16 protein-coding genes are annotated in these 19783 nt (G+C 74.1%); 9 read left to right on the top strand and 7 right to left on the bottom strand.

Annotated features, from left to right (window positions below):
* Positions 1 to 263: 263 nt before the first annotated feature.
* Positions 264 to 794, bottom strand: a complete 531-nt coding sequence (locus ACLU3S_RS14925) for a DUF488 family protein (RefSeq protein ID WP_413952314.1) — start codon at positions 792 to 794, stop codon at positions 264 to 266.
* Between the two features lie 147 nt (positions 795 to 941).
* On the opposite strand from ACLU3S_RS14925, the gene ACLU3S_RS14930 reads away from it, so the two are divergent.
* The 8 genes from ACLU3S_RS14930 (at position 942) to ACLU3S_RS14965 (ending at position 10334) form a co-directional block, all read left to right on the top strand.
* Positions 942 to 1136, top strand: coding sequence for a hypothetical protein (locus ACLU3S_RS14930; RefSeq protein ID WP_413952315.1), 195 nt, complete (start codon positions 942 to 944; stop codon positions 1134 to 1136).
* Positions 1137 to 1260: 124 nt separating this feature from the next.
* On the top strand, positions 1261 to 4014 hold the full coding sequence (locus ACLU3S_RS14935) for a phosphoenolpyruvate synthase (protein WP_413952316.1): 2754 nt from the start codon (positions 1261 to 1263) through the stop codon (positions 4012 to 4014).
* Positions 4011 to 5663: a hypothetical protein gene (locus tag ACLU3S_RS14940; protein ID WP_413952317.1), complete on the top strand. Its 1653-nt coding sequence runs from the start codon at positions 4011 to 4013 to the stop codon at positions 5661 to 5663. The genes ACLU3S_RS14935 and ACLU3S_RS14940 overlap by 4 nt, the downstream gene beginning before the upstream one ends.
* A 77-nt stretch (positions 5664 to 5740) precedes the next feature.
* The gene (locus ACLU3S_RS14945; RefSeq protein WP_413952318.1) at positions 5741 to 6832 is read left to right on the top strand and encodes an SDR family oxidoreductase; all 1092 of its coding nucleotides are present in this window, start codon (positions 5741 to 5743) and stop codon (positions 6830 to 6832) included.
* Entirely contained in the window at positions 6829 to 7764 is a 936-nt protein-coding gene (locus ACLU3S_RS14950) for a nucleoside-diphosphate kinase (protein WP_413952319.1), read from the top strand. The genes ACLU3S_RS14945 and ACLU3S_RS14950 overlap by 4 nt, the downstream gene beginning before the upstream one ends.
* Positions 7765 to 7774: 10 nt before the next feature.
* Positions 7775 to 8758: a ScbA/BarX family gamma-butyrolactone biosynthesis protein gene (locus ACLU3S_RS14955; protein ID WP_413952320.1), complete on the top strand. Its 984-nt coding sequence runs from the start codon at positions 7775 to 7777 to the stop codon at positions 8756 to 8758.
* Positions 8759 to 8793: 35 nt separating this feature from the next.
* The gene (locus tag ACLU3S_RS14960) at positions 8794 to 9693 is read left to right on the top strand and encodes a hypothetical protein (RefSeq protein ID WP_413952321.1); all 900 of its coding nucleotides are present in this window, start codon (positions 8794 to 8796) and stop codon (positions 9691 to 9693) included.
* Positions 9690 to 10334, top strand: a complete 645-nt coding sequence (locus ACLU3S_RS14965) for a nitroreductase family protein (protein ID WP_413952322.1) — start codon at positions 9690 to 9692, stop codon at positions 10332 to 10334. The genes ACLU3S_RS14960 and ACLU3S_RS14965 overlap by 4 nt, the downstream gene beginning before the upstream one ends.
* Positions 10335 to 10421: 87 nt before the next feature.
* Here the strand turns inward: ACLU3S_RS14965 and ACLU3S_RS14970 are convergent, their stop codons facing one another.
* The 3 genes from ACLU3S_RS14970 to ACLU3S_RS14980 all read right to left on the bottom strand — a co-directional run bounded on the left by ACLU3S_RS14970 (position 10422) and on the right by ACLU3S_RS14980 (position 13227).
* Positions 10422 to 11087: a hemerythrin domain-containing protein gene (locus tag ACLU3S_RS14970; RefSeq protein ID WP_413952323.1), complete on the bottom strand. Its 666-nt coding sequence runs from the start codon at positions 11085 to 11087 to the stop codon at positions 10422 to 10424.
* Positions 11088 to 11253: 166 nt separating this feature from the next.
* Positions 11254 to 11955: an NPP1 family protein gene (locus tag ACLU3S_RS14975; RefSeq protein WP_413952330.1), complete on the bottom strand. Its 702-nt coding sequence runs from the start codon at positions 11953 to 11955 to the stop codon at positions 11254 to 11256.
* Between the two features lie 168 nt (positions 11956 to 12123).
* Complete coding sequence (locus ACLU3S_RS14980; RefSeq protein WP_413952324.1) at positions 12124 to 13227, bottom strand: lectin; 1104 nt, start codon at positions 13225 to 13227, stop codon at positions 12124 to 12126.
* Positions 13228 to 13898: 671 nt separating this feature from the next.
* On the opposite strand from ACLU3S_RS14980, the gene ACLU3S_RS14985 reads away from it, so the two are divergent.
* Entirely contained in the window at positions 13899 to 14651 is a 753-nt protein-coding gene (locus ACLU3S_RS14985) for an SDR family NAD(P)-dependent oxidoreductase (RefSeq protein ID WP_413952325.1), read from the top strand.
* A 239-nt stretch (positions 14652 to 14890) separates the two neighbouring features.
* On the opposite strand, the gene ACLU3S_RS14990 is transcribed toward ACLU3S_RS14985, so the two are convergent.
* From ACLU3S_RS14990 to ACLU3S_RS15000, 3 genes are all read right to left on the bottom strand, one after another.
* Positions 14891 to 15826: a LysR family transcriptional regulator gene (locus tag ACLU3S_RS14990; RefSeq protein ID WP_413952326.1), complete on the bottom strand. Its 936-nt coding sequence runs from the start codon at positions 15824 to 15826 to the stop codon at positions 14891 to 14893.
* 32 nt (positions 15827 to 15858) lie between these two features.
* Positions 15859 to 17973, bottom strand: coding sequence for a SpoIIE family protein phosphatase (locus tag ACLU3S_RS14995; RefSeq protein ID WP_413952327.1), 2115 nt, complete (start codon positions 17971 to 17973; stop codon positions 15859 to 15861).
* A gap of 306 nt (positions 17974 to 18279) precedes the next feature.
* Positions 18280 to 19783: FUSC family protein (locus tag ACLU3S_RS15000; RefSeq protein WP_413952328.1), on the bottom strand; the 1504-nt coding region annotated here is incomplete at its 5' end.

Genomic DNA, 19783 nt, shown 5'->3' on the forward strand with positions numbered 1-19783 from the left:
GCCCGGCGGCTGCTACGCGGCGCCGTCGTGGACGGGTGGCCGTCTGCGGCCGAGGTGAGCGGTCCCCGGCTGGGGCCGTCCGCTGCGACGGGGAGCGGTTCCTGGCCGGGGGCTGGATGCCGCGACGGGTCGCGAGGCCTGAGGGGGGCCTCCGGGCTGGGGTGACCGGCCCCGGCACGCCGCGTCCGCCGGTGGGCGCGCCGCGCGCGTCGACGTCGTAGGGCTTGAGCCGGACGTGAACCGGCGGCGCCACCCGGTGGCCGCTACACCGCGCCGTCGTAGACGAGCAGTCCGTCCTCGCGCAGCCGTGCGCCGGGCGTCACGGTGTGCGCGCTGATACGGCCGTCGTGCAGGAGGTGGGAGGCCGGCACGCCGCGGGCGAGGACCGAGAAGTCCGCGATGAGACGGCGGTGGCAGCGCCACCAGAGGGCTTCGCCGCACATCACGGTGGTACGGATCTCGGCGGCCTGGCGCAGCAGCTCGTCCATCGCGGTGACGAACGGACGGGTGCGGGTGTAGGCCGCGTAGCCGCGGAACGAGTAGTTGCGCCACACCGTGTCGGGACTGTCGGGAGGCGGCCTGCGGAACCCGCCGAGACCGGGCTCCCACCGGTAGGCGATCCCGTGGTCCGGCAGCCACTTCACCAGCCGGTGCCGGGACAGTTCGGGGTCGCGGCGACTCCCGGGCGCGATGCGCACGTCCACGACGGCCTCGACGCGGGCGCCCTGCAGCAGAGAGATGATCCGCTCGCGATCGGCGGTGCCGTGCCCGAAAGTCAGCAAAAGTGCGTCCATGAAGGCAGAGTCACCGTTTTTCCGCAAGGCAGGCGTGAGGATGCCCGGAAGGGGCACAGCCGGGAGGGAAGCGGCGCCGGCGGCGCCCGCGGGTCCGGTGCCAGGACCGGCGGCCCCTCGGTGGTGTGCGGCGCAAGGGCGGCGGAGATGCTGGATCACGACGTCGGCAAGGCGCTGAAGCGTGCGCCGGCCCGGTCGGCGCTGCTCGCGGACGCGACCTGCGCTCGCGCCGGCACCCTGGCCGTCCACGAGGGACGCGTTCGCGTCCGCGGCATGGCCGTGCCGCAGGTGGGCGCATTTCGAATGCCGTCCGCCGGAGACGGCGGCCCGGCGAGAAATTGAAATCACTACGACGTCCGAAAAACGACACCGTAGGTCCCGTCACATGTTTGGACCGGTCATGCTGTGAAACCGGCGGGCGAGATCGTCCGACATGGTTGCGTAACTCCCTTGAAAGGGCAACGAGTTGTCGCTCCCCACGACATCCGGACACCGGTCACTGCACGTTCTGACGCCGTCCAGTGACAATTCCCTGATGGCCGAACGGGCCGGGGGAAAAGGGAAGAATCTGCACGCGCTGACCGCGTCAGGTTTCCAGGTGCCGAACTGGTCCGTCCTCGGCCTGGACGTCTTCGCGGAGTTCTGCCACGACAGCGGGCTGGACGACCACCTGGCACGGCTGCTCGACGCCGGCTGGGAGTCGAGGGCCGGGCAGGTGGCCGAGGAGATCGCGCACCGGATCGAGGCCGCGCCGCTGTCCGCGCGGATCACCGAGGCCATCGCCCTGGCCTACCATCACGCCGGCGGCGGCGCGGTCGCCGTCCGCTCGTCCGGCCCCGAGGAGGACGGCGCCCGGCACTCCTTCGCCGGACAGTTCGACAGCTTCCTCAACATCCGCGGCCTCGACCAGGTCACCGCCCATGTCCGCCGCTGCTGGGCCTCCGCCTTCTCCGAACGCTCCCTGCGCTACCGCGCCCGGCACGGGCTGCCCCCCGGCGGGGCCGGCGTCGCCGTCGTCGTGCAGCGCATGGTGCCGGCCGAGCGCAGCGGCGTGCTGTTCACCGCCGACCCGGCGAGCGGTCGTACCGACCGCCACGTGGTCAGCGGGGTGCACGGACTGGGGGAGGGGCTGGTCTCGGGCGCGGTCGACGCGGACACCGTCGTCCTGGACGCCGCCACCGGCGAGCCGCTGAGCACCGTGATCGGCGACAAGCGGGAGCGTTACGACGCCGGGCCCGGGCCGGGCTGCCAGGTCTCGCCCGTGGCCGACGAGGACCGCGCCGCGCCGGTTCTGACCCGCGCCGACCTGGCCGGGCTGCACGAGACCGGGCTCCGCGTCACCAGGCACTTCGGCGCCCCGCAGGACATCGAGTGGGCCCTGGCCGAGGGCACCCTGTGGATCCTGCAGAGCCGGCCGGTCACCACCCCGGCTCCCGCCCCGCAGCCCCGGGGAGAGCTGCGGATATGGGACAACTCCAACATCATCGAGAGCTTCAGCGGCGTCGTCTCCCCGCTCACCTTCAGCTTCGCGGCCGACACCTACGCCAAGGTGTACGACGGCTACGCCCGCGCGCTGGGCGTCCGCGGCGAGCAGCTGCGCGAGGTCGCGGAGTGGACCCCGCACCTGCTCGGCTACGTCCACGGACGGGTCTACTACAACCTGCTCCACTGGTACCGCATGGTGCGCCTGGCCCCGCTGTACCCGCTCAACCGGCGCGTGCTGGAGAAAGCCCTCGGGGTCGCCGAGAGCATTCCCGACGAGGTCGCCGACACCCTCCATCCGTTCACTCCGCGACGCGGGCTGCGAGGCCGGTTCTCACGCCTGGTGCGCACGGTCGTCTTCACGCGGAGATTCCTCACCATCGGGAAATCCGTGGACACCTTTCACCGGGATTTCCAGCGGGCTTACGCGATCTTCAACAATGTCGATTACGACAGTCTCCCCGGCGACGAAACCCACCGCCGTTTCCGCCGGCTGCAGCGGGACCTCATCGAGAAATGGGGCCCGATGCAGGTTCTGGACGCCACCATCCTGCTCTCCGTGGGATTACTCGCCCTGCTCACCCGCAGATGGCTGCCGGACGCCCCCGAGTGGTTCACCTGGGCCGCGGCCGCCCCCGGCGGCTTTGTGGAGTCCGCCGAACCGGCGCGCGCACTGCGCGAGCTGGCCGACCGGGCGCGCGCCGACGCCGAGGTCCTGCGCCTGCTGGAGCGCACCCCCGACGCCGAGGCCTACCGGGCCCTGCAGGAGGCCGGTCACACCCGGTTCCTGTCCGCCGTCGACGCGTACCTCGCCGACTACGGCTACCGCAGCCCCGACGAACTCAAGCTGGAGGTCCCCGACCTGCGCGAGAACCCGGCCGGACTGTTCACTTTGCTGCGCGACGCGCTGGGGGACACCGCGGGCGCGTGCGCTCCGGACCGCGGCGGCGAGGCCGACGCCCATCTCGACGAGCATCTGCGCGGCCCGCGCCGCCTGGTGTACGAGCTGGTGCGGAAGAAGGCCAGGGCAGCGCTCGCCGACCGGGAACGGCTCCGGTTCTGCCGCACCAGGGCCTTCGGCGCCGCCAAGCGCATGCTGCGTGCCCTGGGCCGCGACCTGGAGCGGGCCGGCGCCCTCGACGCCTGGGACGACGTCTTCATGCTGCGCCTGGAGGAGATCAGCGGCGCCTACGAGGGCATGGCCGCCCACACCGAGCTGCGGGAACTGGCCGCGCTGCGCCGCAGGCGGCTGGCCGCCGACGCCGCCCTGCACGCCCCGTCCCGCTTCACCACCCGCGGCGCCCCGTACTGGTCGGGGAACCTGGAGCGGGCCGGCTGGACCCGCGGCCCGGCCGCCCGCACCGGCGCCCGTGAACTGCGCGGCACCCCCTGCGGCCCCGGAGTCGCCGTGGGGCCAGCCGTCGTCACCGACACCCCCCGCGACATCGGCGGCGGCATCCTGGTCACCTACCGCACCGACCCCGGCTGGGCCGCCGCGCTGCCCTCGGCCGCCGCCCTCGTCATCGAACGCGGCAGCCCGCTCACCCATGTCGCCGTCGTGGCCCGTGAGTGGGGCATCCCGACCGTCGTCCAGGTCAAGGACGTCACCACCGAGATCCGCACCGGCACCGTGCTGCGCGTCGACGGCGCCGCCGGCACGGTCACCGTGCTGGCCGATCCGCCCGGCGACGTCGCGAGCGCCACCCGGGACGGCCGCCGAACGGAGGTACGACCGTGATCCTCACCGAGGAGCAGCTGCAGGACCTGCTCGACAAGTCCCTCGCCGAACTGCCCCACGGCACCGAGTGGGCCGTGACTCTCGAGGGCTCCATCGCGGAAGGGTTCGGCAACCCCTCCTCCGACGTCGACTTCCTGCTCGTCGGGCGCCGCGACGACGACCTGCCGACCATGCCGTCACTGCTCTTCGTCGACGGCCACCGGGTGGAGATCCGCACCCGGTCGGTGCGGCAACTCGCCGACCAGTTGCGCGCGGTGGAGCGGGGAGCCCGGCGGCCCGGCCGGCTCTCGGAGGATCTCCTCAACCGCTGCCAGCGGCTGCTGCACGGCCATCCGCTGCGCGGCCACGCCCTGCTGGAGGAGGTCAGGGCGCTGCTGCCCGTCGAGCGGTTCCGCCGGATCATGGCCGACTGGTGGGCGCACCGGGCCCGCCAGTCCCTGCGCCACGCGACGGCGCTGCTGTGCCTCGGCGAGAGCGACGAGGCGGTCGACTGGGCCCGTGCCGGGCTCCTGCAGACCGTCAAGTCCTGGGCGGCGGACCGGGGCGAGACGTACCTCGAACCCAAGTGGCTGTCCCTGCAACTGGACCGGGCCGGCCGCACGGACGTACGCGACCGCTACTGGGAGCTGGAGGCGGCCGACCCGGCAGCGGGCGACCCCGGCGCCGCCCGGGACCACGTGACCGCATGCCTCGCCTTCGCCGGAGAGCTCGGGCTCACCGGCGTCTCCCGGCGGCCCGAACGGCTCACCGTCGAACGGGTGGCCGGGGTGACCACCTGGCAGACCGGCGAACGGGTCCACGTCATCCGCGGCCGGCGCGAGGTGTTCGCCCTGGGCGACGACGCGGGTGCCGTCTGGCGCTCCCTCGTGCTGGGCCGGCCGCTGCCCCGCGTCCTGGAGACGGCCGCGGACACCGGCGTCGCCGACCCCGGCCCGCTGCTGGCCGCCTTCCTGCGCCACGGGCTGATCCGCCTCGCGTGGAAGGGCGGCGGCACGGTCACCCCGTCGCTGCCGCTCGCCGCCCCGCCCGGCCCCGTCACCCCGCCGCCCTCCACCGCGCAACCGCTGCTGTCGGTGCGCGGCGCCGCCGTCACCGGCCCGCGCGCCGTCGACCTGATACCGCTGCCCGCCGACCGGTTCGCCGCCGCGGCCATGGCCCTGGTGTGGGCCAACGTGGTCGTCGAGAACGCCGTCGAGGACCTGACCGGCGCCCTGCGGCGCGAACAGTGGCGGGTCGCCGAACTCACCGCGCGGCGGGCCGTGCAGGCCGCGCTGCGCGGGCTGTTCAGCGCCCACGGCGTCCATCCGCTGCCCGCCGACCCCGACCTCGTGCGCCGCCTGGACCTGCTGCCGCCCGCCACCCGGCCGATCGGGCGGCGCGCCGGCGAGCTGCTGCGGCGCACCGTCGACTCGGCGGCGGACGGCGAGGCGCTCTTCACCGAGCTGCGCGCGTGCATCGCCCTGGTGCGCACCACCATGGGCGCCGGCTCCTTCCCGCTCTCCTTCGAATCCGCGGACACCTGGCGGGCCACGCTGCAGCTCGGCTACGACTGGCTGCGCATCGGCGCCCACCTGGATGCGGAACTGCCCATCGAGGAGGCTCGCGACCTGCTGGCCGGCAACGGCGCCGAGCCGCACCGGGCCCTGTGACGGCCCGGGCCCCGCGCCCACCGCGACCGGCCTTCCGACCCACCTTCCGACCGACCTTCCGACCGGAGGACCCACCGATGCCCGACCCGATGACGGTGCTGATGACCGGCGCCGGCGGCTTCGTGGGCGCGGAGGTGGCCGCCCGGCTCACCGCCGCCGGCCACAGCGTGCTGGCGCTGCTGCACCGCACGCCCGACATCGTCCGCAACAACGGCCGACAACTCAGCCCCGGCCCGGGCACGTTGATCAGGCTGCACGGCGACGTCACCCGCCCCGGCCTCGGTCTGAGCGACGACGACCGGCGCCTCGCCGAAACCGCCGACCGGATCGTGCACTGCGCCGCCGTCACCGACTTCGGACTGCCGCAGGAGCGGTACGAGCGCATCAACGTCACCGGCACCCGGCACGTCCTGGGCCTCGCCCTCGCCCGCCGCACCCCGCTGGTGCACCTCAGCACCGCCTACGTGTGCGGGGAGCGCGACGGCACCGCCCGCGAGGACGAACTCGACGTCGGCCAGCGCCTGGCCAACGGCTACGAGCAGAGCAAACTCACCGCCGAGACCCTGGTCCGCAAGGCGGCGTCGGACGGCCTGCCGGTGACCGTGGTGCGCCCGAGCATCGTGACCGGCGCCGCCCGCACCGGCCGCGTCCGCGACTTCAAGACCATCTATCCCGTCCTCCGGGTCCTCACCAGAGGCCTGGTGCGCACCGTGCCCGGCCACTACGACGCCGTCCTCGACCTGGTTCCGGTCGACCGCGTCGCCGACCTGGTGACCGAGGCCGCCGGCCGCTTCCGGGACGCCGAGGGCCGCACCCTGCACGCCGTCGGCCACGAGCTGACCCTGCGCGACTTCTCCGACGTCCTCGCCGAGTACCCCTCCCTCCACGTACCGCGGTTCGTCCCGCCGTCCGCGTTCTCCGCGTCGGCCCTGTCCGACCGCGAACGCCCGTACCACGAGCGGGTCGTCTCCCTGTACGACCCCTACTTCCGGCGGCGCGTCCACTTCGACGACGCCGAGGCCGCCGCCTTCGCGCGCCGTCCGGCGCCGGCGGGCGCACGGCCGTACCTGCGCCGCCTCCTCGACCACTGCCTCACCACCGGCTATCTCGGCCCGGCACCGAGCCGCGGGCCGGCCGCCGCCCGATCCGACGGGAGCACCCACCGATGACCCACGCCCGCCCCCCGCACGGCATACCCGTGTCCCCCCTGCTGACCTGCCACCCCGGCAAACAGCGGCTGTACGGCGCGGACACCTACTTCCAGGAGAGCCACGAACAACTCTCCGCCCTCACCGGCGACGTCACCGGTTTCGCCCAGCAACACGCCGCGCTGCTGCTCAAGCCGGACGCCGTGGTCGCCCGCCGGCTGGACGCCGCCGTGGACTGGCTGGCCGGACAGGGCTTCAGGATCGTCGCGGCGGACGTCACCCGGCTGACCCGCACCATGATCCGCGCACTGTGGTACTTCCAGTGGAACCTCGCCACCCCCTACCGCAGGAGGCTCGCCGCGCTCTTCCTGGAGGACGCCGACGCCCTCGTGCTGCTCGTCCGCCCCGACCACGACCTCGACATCCCCGCATCGGTCGAACTCACCCGGCTCAAGGGACCCACGGACCCCGAGGCCCGCCGGCCGGGACAGCTGCGCCACGCCCTCGGCCGCTACAGCTACCTGCTGAACCTGGTGCACACACCCGACGAACCCGCCGACGTGCTCCGGGAACTGGCCGTCCACTTCGACGACGCCGCACGCGAGCGCCTGGTGCGCTCCGCCCTGGCCGGCGAGGACCGCACCGCGCAGGCCCTGGAGCTGACGGGCCGGCTGTACGCGGCGACCAAGCCCCGCGACCTCGACTTCGAGCCTGCCGTGGACCGGGTGCGCGACGCCGTGTCCCGGCACGCCGGCACCGAAGCGGCGGCCACCCCGCGCGCCCTGCTGGAGACCGCGTGGGCGCGGGGCATCGCCCTCGATCCCTGGGACACCGTCATCGTCGGCTCCAGCGTGCTCCCCATGCGGCACCCCGGCCGCGCCCCCGTGCTCGACGGGGCCGACGCCGGCACCTGGCGCCGCCACCTGGACACCGTCCGCGCGAGGCGCGGCTGAGGAGCGGCCCATGCAGTTCACCCGTACACTCCCGAAGGAGCTGGTGCACCGCGCCGCCGTCGCCGAGGTCTTCCTGACCGACGCGGAGCGCCACGGCGAGGACGAACTCCGGCTGGCCGCACAGCTTCCGCGCCGCCACGCCTTCTACCACGACACCCTCGGCCCCCGCGGCCGCCACGATCCGCTGCTCCTGCTGGAGGCGTGCAGGCAGGGCATCTTCGTGGTGGCCCACCGCTACCTGGACGTGCCGCAGGGACACAAGTTCCTGCTGCGCGCGGTCGAGTTCGAGGTGCCGGACCCCGCGGCCCTGAGCTGCGGCGACCGTCCCACCGAAGCCGTGATCACCACGCGGGTCGAGCAGCGGTTCCGCTCGCGGGCCGCGGTGACCGGCCTGCGCCTGCGCTTCACCCTGGCCATCGGCGCCCGGGAGGCCCTGCTGGCCCGCATCGCCTACTCGTGGATGCCCCCCGACGACTGGCAGCGGCTGCGGGCCGACCTGCGCCGCGCGTTCGGCCTGCCCGACGTGCCCGTCGCCCTGCCCGGAGCCCGCGTCGACCCCGCCCTCGTCGGCCGCCGCGACCCGGCCAACACGGTCATCTCCCCGCCGCGCACCGCCGACGACGGCACCCGCACCGCGCACGTGGTCGCCGACACCACGCACCCGGCCCTGTACGACCACTGGGTCGACCACGTGCCCGGCATGCTGGAGCTGGAGGCCTTCCGCCAGCTCGCGCTCACCGCGGCCGTGGCCGCCGGCACCGTCCGCGCCCCCACGGCGCTGCCCGTCGGGCTGTCCGCGCGGTTCCGCCGCTTCGCCGAGATGGACCTCCCGCTGCGGTGCAGCACCGCCGAGGTCCTGCCCGGCGCCGACATCGAGTGCACCCTGCACCAGGCCGGCGCGGTCGCCGCCGAGGCCCGGATCAGGCTCGCCGACCCGGACCCGGACGCCCTCGCGGGCGCTCTCGCGGCCCCGGCCGCCCACGGGGCCGCATGAGGCCGGCCCCACGCCCGCACCCGGAGAGCCCCTCGGTGACCCCCGTCCCCGCCGCCCAAGTGGCCGCCAGACTGGGCCGCTTCGTGCTGCGCATGTTCCCGCCGCACGTCTATGTGACCTACGGACTGCTGTGGGTTCTCGCCCTGGAGAGTTCGGCGGTCACCGCCACGGGCACGGCCTGGCGGCCCACCGGCGCCACCTGGCTGCGGGTCGTGAGCGTCGTCCTGGCGCTGCTGTTCCTGCGGATGCTGGACGAGCAGAAGGACCTCGCCCACGACCGCGTGCACCACCCGGACCGGCCGCTCGTCACCGGCGCGATCACCGCTGCCGAACTGCGCGGCGCGATGGCGGCGATCACCGTCGTGACGACGGCCCTGAACGCCGTCCTCTCGGTCGGGGCGGCCCTGCTGCTCCTCGCGGCCCACGGGTACGCGCTGGCCCTCGCCGTCCTGGAGCGCCTGTCCCGCGCCGTGCGCGAACGGCAGCTGCTCGGTCTGACGGTCACCTACCCGGTCCAGGTGCTGCTCGGCGCCTACGTGTACGGCTCCCTCGTCGCCGCCGGAACGGTCACGGCCGACTGGCGCGGCGCGGCGCTGCTCGCCCTGAGCGCGTGCGTGTTCCTGCACTTCGAGTTCGCCCGCAAGACGGCCTGGGAGGCGCGGCCCGGTGCTCGCCTGTACTCGGCGGACCTCGGCCCGCGCCGCAGCGCGGCGGTCACCGCGGGCTTCGCCGCCGGCGCGGTGGGCTGCGAGGTGCTGCTGTTCGCGCCGGACGGCCCGCTCGGCCTGCTGCCCTGCCTGGCGGCGGCCCTGCCCGCCTGGGGCACCCGGCGGTTCCTCGGCGCGCGACGCGACGGTTGGCCCACGCCGGCCGCGACGGGCTTCGTCGTGACCACCTACCTCGCGCTCATCGTCCGGGCGGTGCTGCTGCCGTGATCGACGAACCCACGCTGACCTGCGAGGAGTTGCTGACCACGACGCGCTGCGTGCGGCGCGGCCTGGACCTGGACCGGGCGGTGGACCCGGAGCTCGTCAAGGACTGCCTGCGCATCGCGCTGCAGGCCCCGAACGGCAACAACCGGCAGAACTGGCGTTGGATCCTGGTCACGGACCCGCACCGGCGCGCGCAGATCGCCGAGGTGTACCGGGCGGCCTTCCACGACCGCAACGCCGCCGCGCTGAAGCGGCCGGGGCAGCTGCCCGAACCGGCCCGCGCCGTGCTCGCCTCGGCACGGTCGCTGGCCGACCGGCTGCACCGGGTGCCCGTCCTGGTCATCCCGTGCCTCGAACTGCCCGACGGGCGGCTGCCCCCGGGCAACCAGGCCGGTCTGTGGGGGTCACTGCTGCCCGCCGCCTGGAACTATGCGCTGGCCGCCCGCAGCCGTGGCCTGGTCACCGCGTGGACGGCCGTCCATCTGGACCGTGAGCGGGAGGTGGCCGACCTGCTGGGCCTGCCGCCCACCGTCCGCCAGGGCGCACTGCTGCCGACGGCCTACCCGCTGCGCGCCTCGTTCCGCCCGGGACCGCGGCTGCCGCTGGAGCACGTGCTGCACCTCGACGGCTGGCAGGGAGCCTGACTCAGCCCGAGCCGAGGGCGCCGGGCCGCCCGGAGCGGCGGCGGACACGGCCGGATGTGCCGCGCCGCGGCGAGCGAGCCAGCACCGTCAGGAGCCCCTGCGACGGCGTACGGCGTCCAGCGCACGGTCGACGGGCCCCAGGACCGGCGCGGCCAGCTTGTTGGCGGCCTCGTTGTTGACCCAGCGGTGCGGCCGGGTCGGCGCGTAGGCCTGGGTGAGCTTGACCTCGGCCCCGAGCATGCGGAGCCGGGGCGCGCTGACGGCCTGCCGCAGCGCCCTGAACTCCTCCCGCTCCTCACGGGCGGCGTGCCGCGTGACCGCGCGCCGGACCTCGTTCAGACGTCGTAGGTATCCGGTCCCGTCCGGGCCGGTGTGCCACAGCGCGACCAGCAGCTCCTTGGCCTCCTTCTCCTCGTTGCGGCGGCGGGCGGCCAGCTCGCGGCCGTGCTGCAGCGCACGGCGCGCGACGGGGTGGACGTGCGCCTCCTCGGCGGCCTCGTGCACGGCGAGCAGCCGCATCAGCCGGTCGAAGTTCCGGCGGCGCCACGGGCCGGGCAGCGCGGCCCGCAGAAAGCCGAGCCTGATCTGCCGGTGCTGGCGGGTGAGCACGTCGACGACGTTCTCGCCGCCGAGCTTGCGAACCACCCGCAGGGACCAGGTGGGAGCGGTCGACGCGGCCTTGGCCGTGGACTTTCCGGCCGTCAGCGGCTTGGCCGCCGCTTTCAGCGCCGTCGGCATGGTCATGGTGGCCATGGGTCCCTCCTCACTTCGGCTCACATCGCTCTCCGCGCTCGCGGGTACCCCTGCCGTGCCGCCCGTACGCGCGCGTCGCGGAGGGGGCGGGAATGCCCGGCGCACCGGGGAAGCTGCTGCCGTCCCCGGTGCGCCGACGGCCGGTGCGGCGGCGCCTCCCGCGAGGTCAGCCGTTGGGGTCGAAGGGGATGCCCGACGGCATGGAGTGCGCCAGCGCGTACACGAAATCACCGTCTTTGATCTTGATGGTGGCGGCGCCGAAGTCCGCGCTCATGAGCTTTTCGCGGAAGCCGGGCGGATAGCCGTTCCAGCCCACCAGGCGGGGGTAGAACCAGCCGCCGGTCACGTTCTCCGGCGGTTCGTCGTTGGCGTTGGCGAACCGGAAGTCGTGGGTGGAGACGCCGTCCTTGTGGTAGACGACCTTCGGGTGCGTGCCGTCGAAGCGGACCGCGGAACGGGGAGCGACCTGGTAGCCGGAGTGCTGGGACACCGAGACGTACTGGACCTCGTTGTCGTTGATCCACACCACGACGTGTTCCCAGTCGTGGGTGTGGCCGATGGCCGCCGGGCCCAGGGTGGCCTGGTCCTTCTCGAAGTAGCTGGCGTACACGACGGCACACCAGCCGTTGTCGCACTTCTCGCGCGAGTAGGTGTTGGCGTTCGCCAGCTGTGCGTAGTCGTGGCAGTGGCCGTTGACGTCTCCGCCCAGCTTCAGGCCCGGATTGAGGGTGCCGTCGGCGCCGATCGCGGCGGTGGCGTAGCAGCCGTCCCCGTCGTAGTCGTAGGCGGGGGAGAAGGTCTGTTCCAGCCCGTCGGCGTTCTGCGGCAGGAGCCGCAGGACCGCCGCGTCGGCACGGCCCGGCAGCATGAGTGCCAGGGCCAGCGCGGCGACGGCGGCGACCGGGGCCGACCGGCGCAGGCGCCGGGCACGCCGGCCGGCGAACGCCGTGCCGCCGGGGTCTCTTGTGCGGGACAGGGGAGGGCGCACCTCGACTCCTCGTGTGGGGGGGCGGAAGAGCGGACGTGAAAGGGCGGGTCAGCAGTACAGGTTGCTGCCGGGGGAGACCCCGAGGATCTGCGTGAAGCGCTGGTAGGCGTCGACCCGGCTCTGCACCTGAGCCGGGTTCCTGCCGTCGCATTCGAGGGATCCGTTGATGCTGCGGATGGTCTGGCCGAACCCGGCGCCGTTGACCATCGCGGCGTGCGCCGTCATGCTGCCCGGGCCGCGCTGGGTGTTCCAGTACCAAAGGCCCGTCTTCCAGGCGACGGAGGCGTTGTTCTCCACCTGCCAGGGATTGCCGAGCAGGTCGATGCCGAGCGCGTCGCCCGCGGCCTTGTAGTTGAAGTTCCAGCTGAGCTGCAGCGGGCCGCGCCCGTAGTACGCGGACTGTCCGGCGGGGCAGCCGTACGGCTGGCTCCAGTCGCAGTAGGTGGGGTAGTTGGCGGTGTTCTGCTCGACGACGTACACCAACCCGCCGGTCTCATGGCTGACATTGGCGAGGAAGGCGGCGGCCTCCTGCTTCCTGACCGTGTCGCTGCCGGTGTTGGCGAAGCCGGGGTAGGCGCTGAGGGCCGCGGTGAGTCCGCTGTAGGTGTAGAACGGGTTCCGGTTCGGGAACATCTGGTTGAACTGCGCCTCGCTCACCACGAATCCGGACGGGGTTCCGTCGTTGCCGGTGGGGGCGTTCCACTTCTGGTTGGCGCCGCCGCTGCAGCTCCAGATCTGTATCCGGCTGCCGTTGGCGGAGTTGTTGTCGGTGACGTCCAGGCACTTGTTCGCCTGTGGGTTGACGATGTCGTGGGCGGCGGTGACGGTCCACTTCTGGTTCGCGCCGCCGGTGCACGACCACAGCTGCACCTTGGCGCCGTCGGTGGTCGAATTGCCGGTCACGTCCAGGCACTTGCCCAGGGCGCGGATCGTGCCGTCGCTGCCGACCGTCCACTGCTGGGCGCCGGTGCCGTTGCAGTCGTAGAGCTGGACGGGTGTGCCGTCGGCCGGGTCGGCCCCGGCGACGTCGAGGCACTTGCCGGCCAGGCCGGTGACGGCGCCGGTCGCGGCCTGGGCGGGGGAGGCCGTGAGCAGACATGCGGAGATGCCCAGCGCGGCGGTGACGACGGCTGCGGAGACGGATCTCGCCATGAAGGGGCGTGGCCTTTCAGGTGGGGGGTGGCATCCGGCGCGTTCACCTCGCGAAGGGTGAGCGCGCCGGACGGTGCTCGGCTGACCCGTGAACCTAAAGGTCCAGACCAGTTCCGTCAAGGTGTGAAGTAAGCCATGGTCAACGGGAGTTGATATACTTCACCGTTTGTGGCGGCTCGGGCGGGATGCTGGTGCCTCGGTCCCCGCCAGGGCTCAGGGCGCGACCGCTGGGTCCGGCGGGTGCGGGGACTGCTTCGGACACCGTCAGCAGGGCGATCGACCCACCGAGGCCTGGGACGGGACGCGTGGGAGGCGGCCAAGGGTGCGCCCGTGCGCCGTGCGGGGCACCCGACCCGGGACGGGCGCGGGGGCATCGGACCCTCGGCCATACGCCTCACCGAGAGCGGCCATAAGCACCCCCTATGACCCTCGCACCCGGCTCCGGCCGGTGCCTGCGGCCCCGCACGGACGCGCGGGCGGCGGGCAGGATGGGCGAGGCGGGCCCCGCCCTGATGGCGGCCATCGGATTCGCCTATGGCACGGGTGGAATCCCCTCGCGGCCCGGGCGCTTTGGACTCCCGTCACCTCACGGACGGGGTGACGGGGCGACGGGACGCGGTCCGCCGCATCCCCGGTCGGCCCTCCCTTTTTCGATACGAAGGACGGCCCTCATGGGTTCTGTTGATCTGGCCGGGCGCGTGGCTCTGGTGACCGGAGCGACCAGCGGCATCGGCGCCGCGACCGCGGCGCTGCTCGCCGAGCGCGGCGCACACGTGCTCGTCGCGGGACGCAGCGTCTCCCGCGGCGAGCGTGTCGTCGACGGCATCCGGGCGGCCGGCGGCAAGGCGGACTTCCTCGCGGCCGACCTGCGCGACGCGGCGTCGGCCCGGCAGTTGGCGCGGAAGGCCACCGACCTGGGTGCAGGCCGGGTGGACATCCTGGTCAACAGCGCGGGCATCTTCCCGTTCGGCCCGACGGCACAGACGTCGCCCGACGACGTGGACGCCGTCTACGACCTCAACGTCAAGGCGCCCTTCCACCTGGTGGCGCAGCTCGCCCCGGCGATGGCCGAGCGGGGGCGGGGTGCGATCGTCAACGTCAGCACCATGGTCGCCGAGTACGGCGTCGCCGGCATGGCGCTGTACGGCTCCAGCAAGGCGGCGGTGAACCTGCTGACCAAGGCGTGGGCCGCCGAGTTCGGTCCCCACGGGGTGCGCGTGAACGCCGTCGAGCCGGGCCCCACCCGCACGGAGGGCACGGCCGTCATGGGCGAGAACCTCGACGGCCTCGCCGCCCAGGCCCCGGCCGGCCGGCCCGCGGAGCCCCGGGAGATCGCCGAGGCGATCGCCTACCTGGTCGGCGACGAGGCAAGCTTCGTCCAGGGCGCGATCCTGCCGGTCGACGGCGGCCGCACGGCGGTCTGACCCGCCGGGCCTGCGGCAGGCCGCACCGCGAGTACGACTCTCTGCCGGAGCGCGTGCAGACGCCGGGTGTGCCTGGTTCGCCGGCTGCTGTTGCGGGCGCGGGGCCGTGTGGGCGGGGTGCGGCCTGTCCGGCGTCCGCTCGGGTGGGCGTGCGCGACGCGGCTCGAACGGCCGGAACGAGTCGGCCGCACTCTCGGCGGCTGCCGCAGGTGCCCGGTGCCCCGCCCGTGAGGGCGGGGTCAGGTGCCCGGTGGTCGGTCGAGCGCGGCGACGAACCGGGCGAGGTCGCGACGGTGGGAGTCGGCCGGCCAGACCGCCCAGGTGCGGCGCACCAGCGGGTGGCCGGCCAGCGGGGACCAGGTCACGTGGTCGGGCAGGGGCTGCTGCCAGTCGGGCGGGGCCAGGGCGAAGGCCCGTCCGGACGCGACCGCCGCCAGCTTCACGTCGGCGATCAGCTCCTGCCCGTGCGGGGCCTCCGGGCCGAGGTCCAGGCCGTGGCCGCGCAGGACCGCGGTCAGCTCGTCGTACCAGGCGGGGCTCCCGGAGCGGGGGAATCCGACCCACTGCAGGTCGCCGAGCGCGTCCAGCGCGATGCCGCCGGGGCCGCCGAGTTCCGCCGCCTGCTCCGCGGACAGCAGCACACCCAGCTCCTCCCGTACGACGAGCAAGGCGTCGAACTCCTGGCCCGGCGGACGCTCGCGCAGGAAGCCGAGGTCCAGGTCACCGGAGCGCAGCGCGGCCAGCTGCTCCGCCGTGGACAGGTGCCGGGCCTGCACCCGGGTGTCCGGGTGCGCCTCGGACAGCTCGGCCAGCGCCGGATCGAGCAGTCCCGACGGCAGTTCGAGCGGGATCCCGATCCGCAGCGCCCCGCCACCCGGGCCGGCGTAGCGCGCCATCACCCGCAGGGCCTGATCGTGCCGGGCGAGCACGGCCCGCGCCTCCGCCAGCAGGGCGGTGCCCGCTTCGGTGGCGTGTGCCCCGGTGCTCCCGCGCACCAGCAGCTTCACGCCCAGCCGGCGCTCGAGTCCGCCGACCGTCTGGGACAGGGCCGGCTGGCTCACGTGCAGCCGCCGCGCCGCGGCGGACAGCCCGCCTTCCTCCACCACCGCCACGAACGCCCGCAGCTCCCGCAACTCCATGCCCTCATGCCACCACGCCCGTCGTGAGCGTGTCACATCCGGCGCTCCCCGCCGGGGCGGTGCCGCGGTCAGGGGCGGGCCGGGCCACGGGGCTCGCGTCCGGAGCCCCGCACCAGGGGTTGCACGCGGGCGATGAGGATGGCGACGTCGTCGTGGCCCGCCGGGTCCCGGAGCTGTCCCAGGAGCCGGTCGCAGGTGTCGTCCACGGAGCGGTACGGCTGGGACAGCATGCGCAGAAGGTCGTCCAGGCGTTCGTCGATGGGGTCGTTGCGCGTTTCGACCAGTCCGTCGGTGTACAGGACGAGTTGGTCCCCGAGCTGGAGCTCCAGTGTGACGGTCTCGAAGGGGACGCCGCCGACGCCCAGCGGGGTGCCGGTGGGCAGGTCGAGGAGCTCGGGTGGTCTGCCGTCGCGGATGAGCACGGGCGGCAGATGACCGGCGGAGGCCACCTGCAGCCGGACGCGGTGCGGGTCGTGGATGGCGTAGACGCAGGTCGCGATGTACGGGTCCAGGCCGAGCGTGATCTTGTCGAGGTGGGTGAGGATCCGCGCCGGGTCGAGGTCGAGATCGGCGAGGGTGGACGTGGCGGTGCGCAGGCGCCCCATGGTGGTGGCGGCCGGGATGCCGCTGCCCATGACGTCGCCGACCGCGAGCGCGGTGCGGTCGCCGGGGAGCGGGATGACGTCGTACCAGTCGCCGCCGACCTCGCTGAACGCCTGCGAGGGCCGGTACCGGGCGGCGACCTCGAGGCCGGGGTGGCAGGGGGAGAGCTGCGGCAGCAGACTGCGCTGGAGGGTCTCGGCGGCGCGGCGGACGTGATGGTGCAGGACGGCGTTGTCGATGCTCAGGGCGGCGCGCGAGGCGAGCTCGCAGGCGAGGGTGAGGTCGTCCCTGGTGAAGGGCACCGGGTTGCGTGCGCGTGCCAGGCCCATGACGCCGATGATCTGCTCGCGGGCGATGAGCGGGATGGCCATGTCGCTGTGCACGCCGGCCTCTTCGAGCAGGCGGGCGGCCTCGGAGTCGGCGGCGATGCGGGTCAGGCCGCCGCGGTCCAGGTGGGTCATGAGCAGGGGACTGCGGCTGCGGATGCAGTGGGCCGCCGGATGGTCTTCGTGGTAGGTGGTGAGGCTGCCGGGCGGGACGAGCGCCCGGGCGGCGTCGGTGGAGTACGCCGTCTTCACCGCCAGGGCACGGAACAGCGGCGGGCTCTCGCCGACGTCGGTCCGGCCGGTCCGCAGCACGGAGTCCAGGAGGTCCACCGCGGCCATGTCGGCCAGGTCCGGGACGAGGACGTCGGCCAGTTCCTGCGCGGTCCGCTCCACCCCCAGGGTGGTGCCGATGCGGGCGGAGCCCTCGGCCATCAGACGCAGGCGCCGCTGGGCCTGGTCCGCCGCTCGGGCGGCCCGGTACCGGTCGGTGACGTCGACCACCACGCAGGCCAGGCCCAGCACGCTCCCCTGGTGGTCCTCCAGCCGGTAGAACGACACCATCCAGGCGTGGTCGGTGTCCGGGTCGGCCGACGTGCGGCCCACCACCTGCTTGTTCACCAACGGGGCGCCGGAGGCGAGGACCTTGTGCATCGAGGACTCGACGGTCAGGTACGGCAGCATCGGCAGGATCTCGCGGAAGCGCCGGCCGACGTGGTCGGCCTCGGGGATGCCGTGCATCGCCGCCAGGGCCGGGTTGACGGCCACGAACCGCAGGTCGGTGTCCAGGACGGACAGCCCGATCGGGGCCTGGGTGACCAGCCGGGAGGAGAGGGCCACGTTGCGCTCGACCTGGCGCAGGGTGGCGCGGTCGGTGGCCAGCCCGAGTGCGTAGTGGTCGCCGAGGCTGTCCGTCAGCCGCATGTTGCGGAACTCGACCATCCGCGTGCTGCCGTCCTTGTGTCGGATGGGGAACGCCCCGGCCCAGCCCCGGCCGGTCTCCATCACCTGCGCGAACAGCATGATCGCGGCGTCCCGGTGTTCGGGGCGCAGGAGCAGCGGCGCCGCGTACTGCCCGACCGCCTCGGCGCGGGAGTAGCCGAACAGTGCCTCGGCCTGCGGACTCCACATGTCGACCCGGCCGTCGGCCTCCAGGAGCACCGCGGCGACACCCAGCAGATCCATCAGCCCGGTCGGGCCCGCCGCCTGGTCCTGGGAAGGATCCGTCTGCTGCGGGTGCTGCTTGCCTCGGCTCATCCCACTCGCTCCTTCCACCCGCCGAGTCCGCCGGCACGCCGGGCAGGTGCGGCGGTTCTCCGGCAGGTCGGCGGGCCGGTCCGCGGTGCGGCACGCGACGTCCGGCGGCCGGTGGAACCGCCGTGGTGGGCGCCGCCCGACGCCGGTCCCGCATCTGGGTCAACCAGGACAAGATCCATGGTCTGCTCGCGTCGAGGGTGCGGTCGTCACTCCACTACTACCCTGTCCCCGCTGCCGACGGACCGCAGCGTGACGCCCGGGGCGGTGCGTCCGGCGCCGTGCCGGGATACGGCGCGGGCGGCCGTCTCAGTGCGCGGTGGTGGCCGGTGCGCCCTCGTCGGGTTCGGGCCCGCCGCGTGCGATCCGGCTCAGGTCGGCCATGAGGGAGCCCAGCCAGGACACGGTCGCGTAGTACAGCGCCGGCGCGCAGGGCGGCTCCGCGGCGAGCCCCGGCAGGGCCCGGTCGATCAGCGGAACCGGCGCGGCCGGGGTGTCGCCGCCCGGGTCCAGCGCTGCCGAGACGAGCAGCATCCGCCCGGCGACCCGGTCCCCGAGCCCGCCGACGCACTCGGCCGCCGCCCCGCTCAGCCCGGTGCGCGGCGGATCCAGCAGCCGGTCCGACCCCCACAGGGTGTGGTGACCGGCCATCAGCGTCGCCTGCCAGTCCACCGCGGGCAGTGCCACCCCGCGCCGCCGGCCGCCGAACGGTGTGGGCTCGCTCTGGAACTGGACATACGCGGACTCCGCGAGCATGACGGCGCGCCGCAGCGAGCGGTGGACGGACACCCCCGGAGGCGTGGGCACCGAGCCGTCGCGGGCCACCAGGGCACTGGTCGCCACGACGATCTCGGCCGCCCTGCGCAGCAGCTCGGCCGCCGCGAAGCGCATCTCGTCGTGGGCGCCGCGGGGCCAGGCCACCAGCCCGAACACCGCCCCGATCGCGCTGCCGACCAGCACGTCCAGGAGCCGCTCCTCCGCCAGCCACCACGTCGGCGGCGCCAGCTGGGCGAAGACGAGCGCCACGAGCACGGTGAACAGGCCCTGCGCCCAGCCGACTCCCCTGACCGGTCCGACCGTGAAGGCGAACAGCATCCACAGGGGCAGTACGACGGCGTAGACCGCGGTGTGGGGTCCCGCCAGGGCCAGCGTCCCGGCCGTCACCAGGGCGCCGGCCAGTGTGCCGGCGAGCGCCTTGCGAATGGTGCTCCACGTCTCGTCCATCGTGGTGCGGGTGAGGGTGAGCGCCGCCAGTGTGGCCCAGAACCCGTGGGGCAGCGTGTCCACGCCGGCCACGAGCCGTGCCGCGGTCAGGGCCATGGCGATGCGCACCGCGTTCTGGAAGCACACCGACCGGCGTCCGGCGTGTCCGCGCCACCGGTGCCACCACAGCGCCGGGGTCCGCTTCGCCGCGTACCAGAAGCGGCCCGTCGGCAGCCCCGCCGGGGCCCGCCGGCCGTGCACCGCCAACGCGGCCGCCGTGCACATGGCGAGAGCGGTATCGGCGACCTCCAGCACGGCCACGTACCGGCGCAGGACGGCCGGAGGGAGGCACGGATCGCGTCCGGCGGTCTCGGGGGTGGACGTCGAGCCGGTGACGGCGACCGTGGAGCGGGTGGACAGATCTTTGCGCGCCGCGACGAGGTCGTCGTAGCGCGCCTGGGGCGACGCGCCCGTTCTCAGGCAGGCCGCGGTCGCCGCGCTCAGCCGTGCCACCGCGAGGAGTACGGCCGTCACGGCGATGCCCGGACCGCCGCCGGGTGCGGCCGGCAGCCCGGCCAGCCGGGTGAGCAGGGCGCGGGTGGCCAGGCCC

Source organism: Streptomyces sp. AF1A (assembly GCF_047340315.1).
In the GTDB taxonomy this organism is placed as follows: Bacteria; Actinomycetota; Actinomycetes; order Streptomycetales; family Streptomycetaceae; genus Streptomyces.

Bases quoted from the DNA above. Each gene is read 5' to 3' on its own strand.
- ACLU3S_RS14930 (WP_413952315.1), top strand. From the start codon at position 942: ATGCTGGATCACGACGTCGGCAAGGCGCTGAAGCGTGCGCCGGCCCGG.
- ACLU3S_RS14945 (WP_413952318.1), top strand. From the start codon at position 5,741: ATGCCCGACCCGATGACGGTGCTGATGACCGGCGCCGGCGGCTTCGTG.
- ACLU3S_RS14925 (WP_413952314.1), bottom strand. From the start codon at position 794: ATGGACGCACTTTTGCTGACTTTCGGGCACGGCACCGCCGATCGCGAG.
- ACLU3S_RS14970 (WP_413952323.1), bottom strand. From the start codon at position 11,087: ATGGCCACCATGACCATGCCGACGGCGCTGAAAGCGGCGGCCAAGCCG.
- ACLU3S_RS14980 (WP_413952324.1), bottom strand. From the start codon at position 13,227: ATGGCGAGATCCGTCTCCGCAGCCGTCGTCACCGCCGCGCTGGGCATC.
- ACLU3S_RS14985 (WP_413952325.1), top strand. From the start codon at position 13,899: ATGGGTTCTGTTGATCTGGCCGGGCGCGTGGCTCTGGTGACCGGAGCG.
- ACLU3S_RS14950 (WP_413952319.1), top strand. From the start codon at position 6,829: ATGACCCACGCCCGCCCCCCGCACGGCATACCCGTGTCCCCCCTGCTG.
- ACLU3S_RS14995 (WP_413952327.1), bottom strand. From the start codon at position 17,973: ATGAGCCGAGGCAAGCAGCACCCGCAGCAGACGGATCCTTCCCAGGAC.
- ACLU3S_RS14955 (WP_413952320.1), top strand. From the start codon at position 7,775: ATGCAGTTCACCCGTACACTCCCGAAGGAGCTGGTGCACCGCGCCGCC.
- ACLU3S_RS14975 (WP_413952330.1), bottom strand. From the start codon at position 11,955: ATGCTGCCGGGCCGTGCCGACGCGGCGGTCCTGCGGCTCCTGCCGCAG.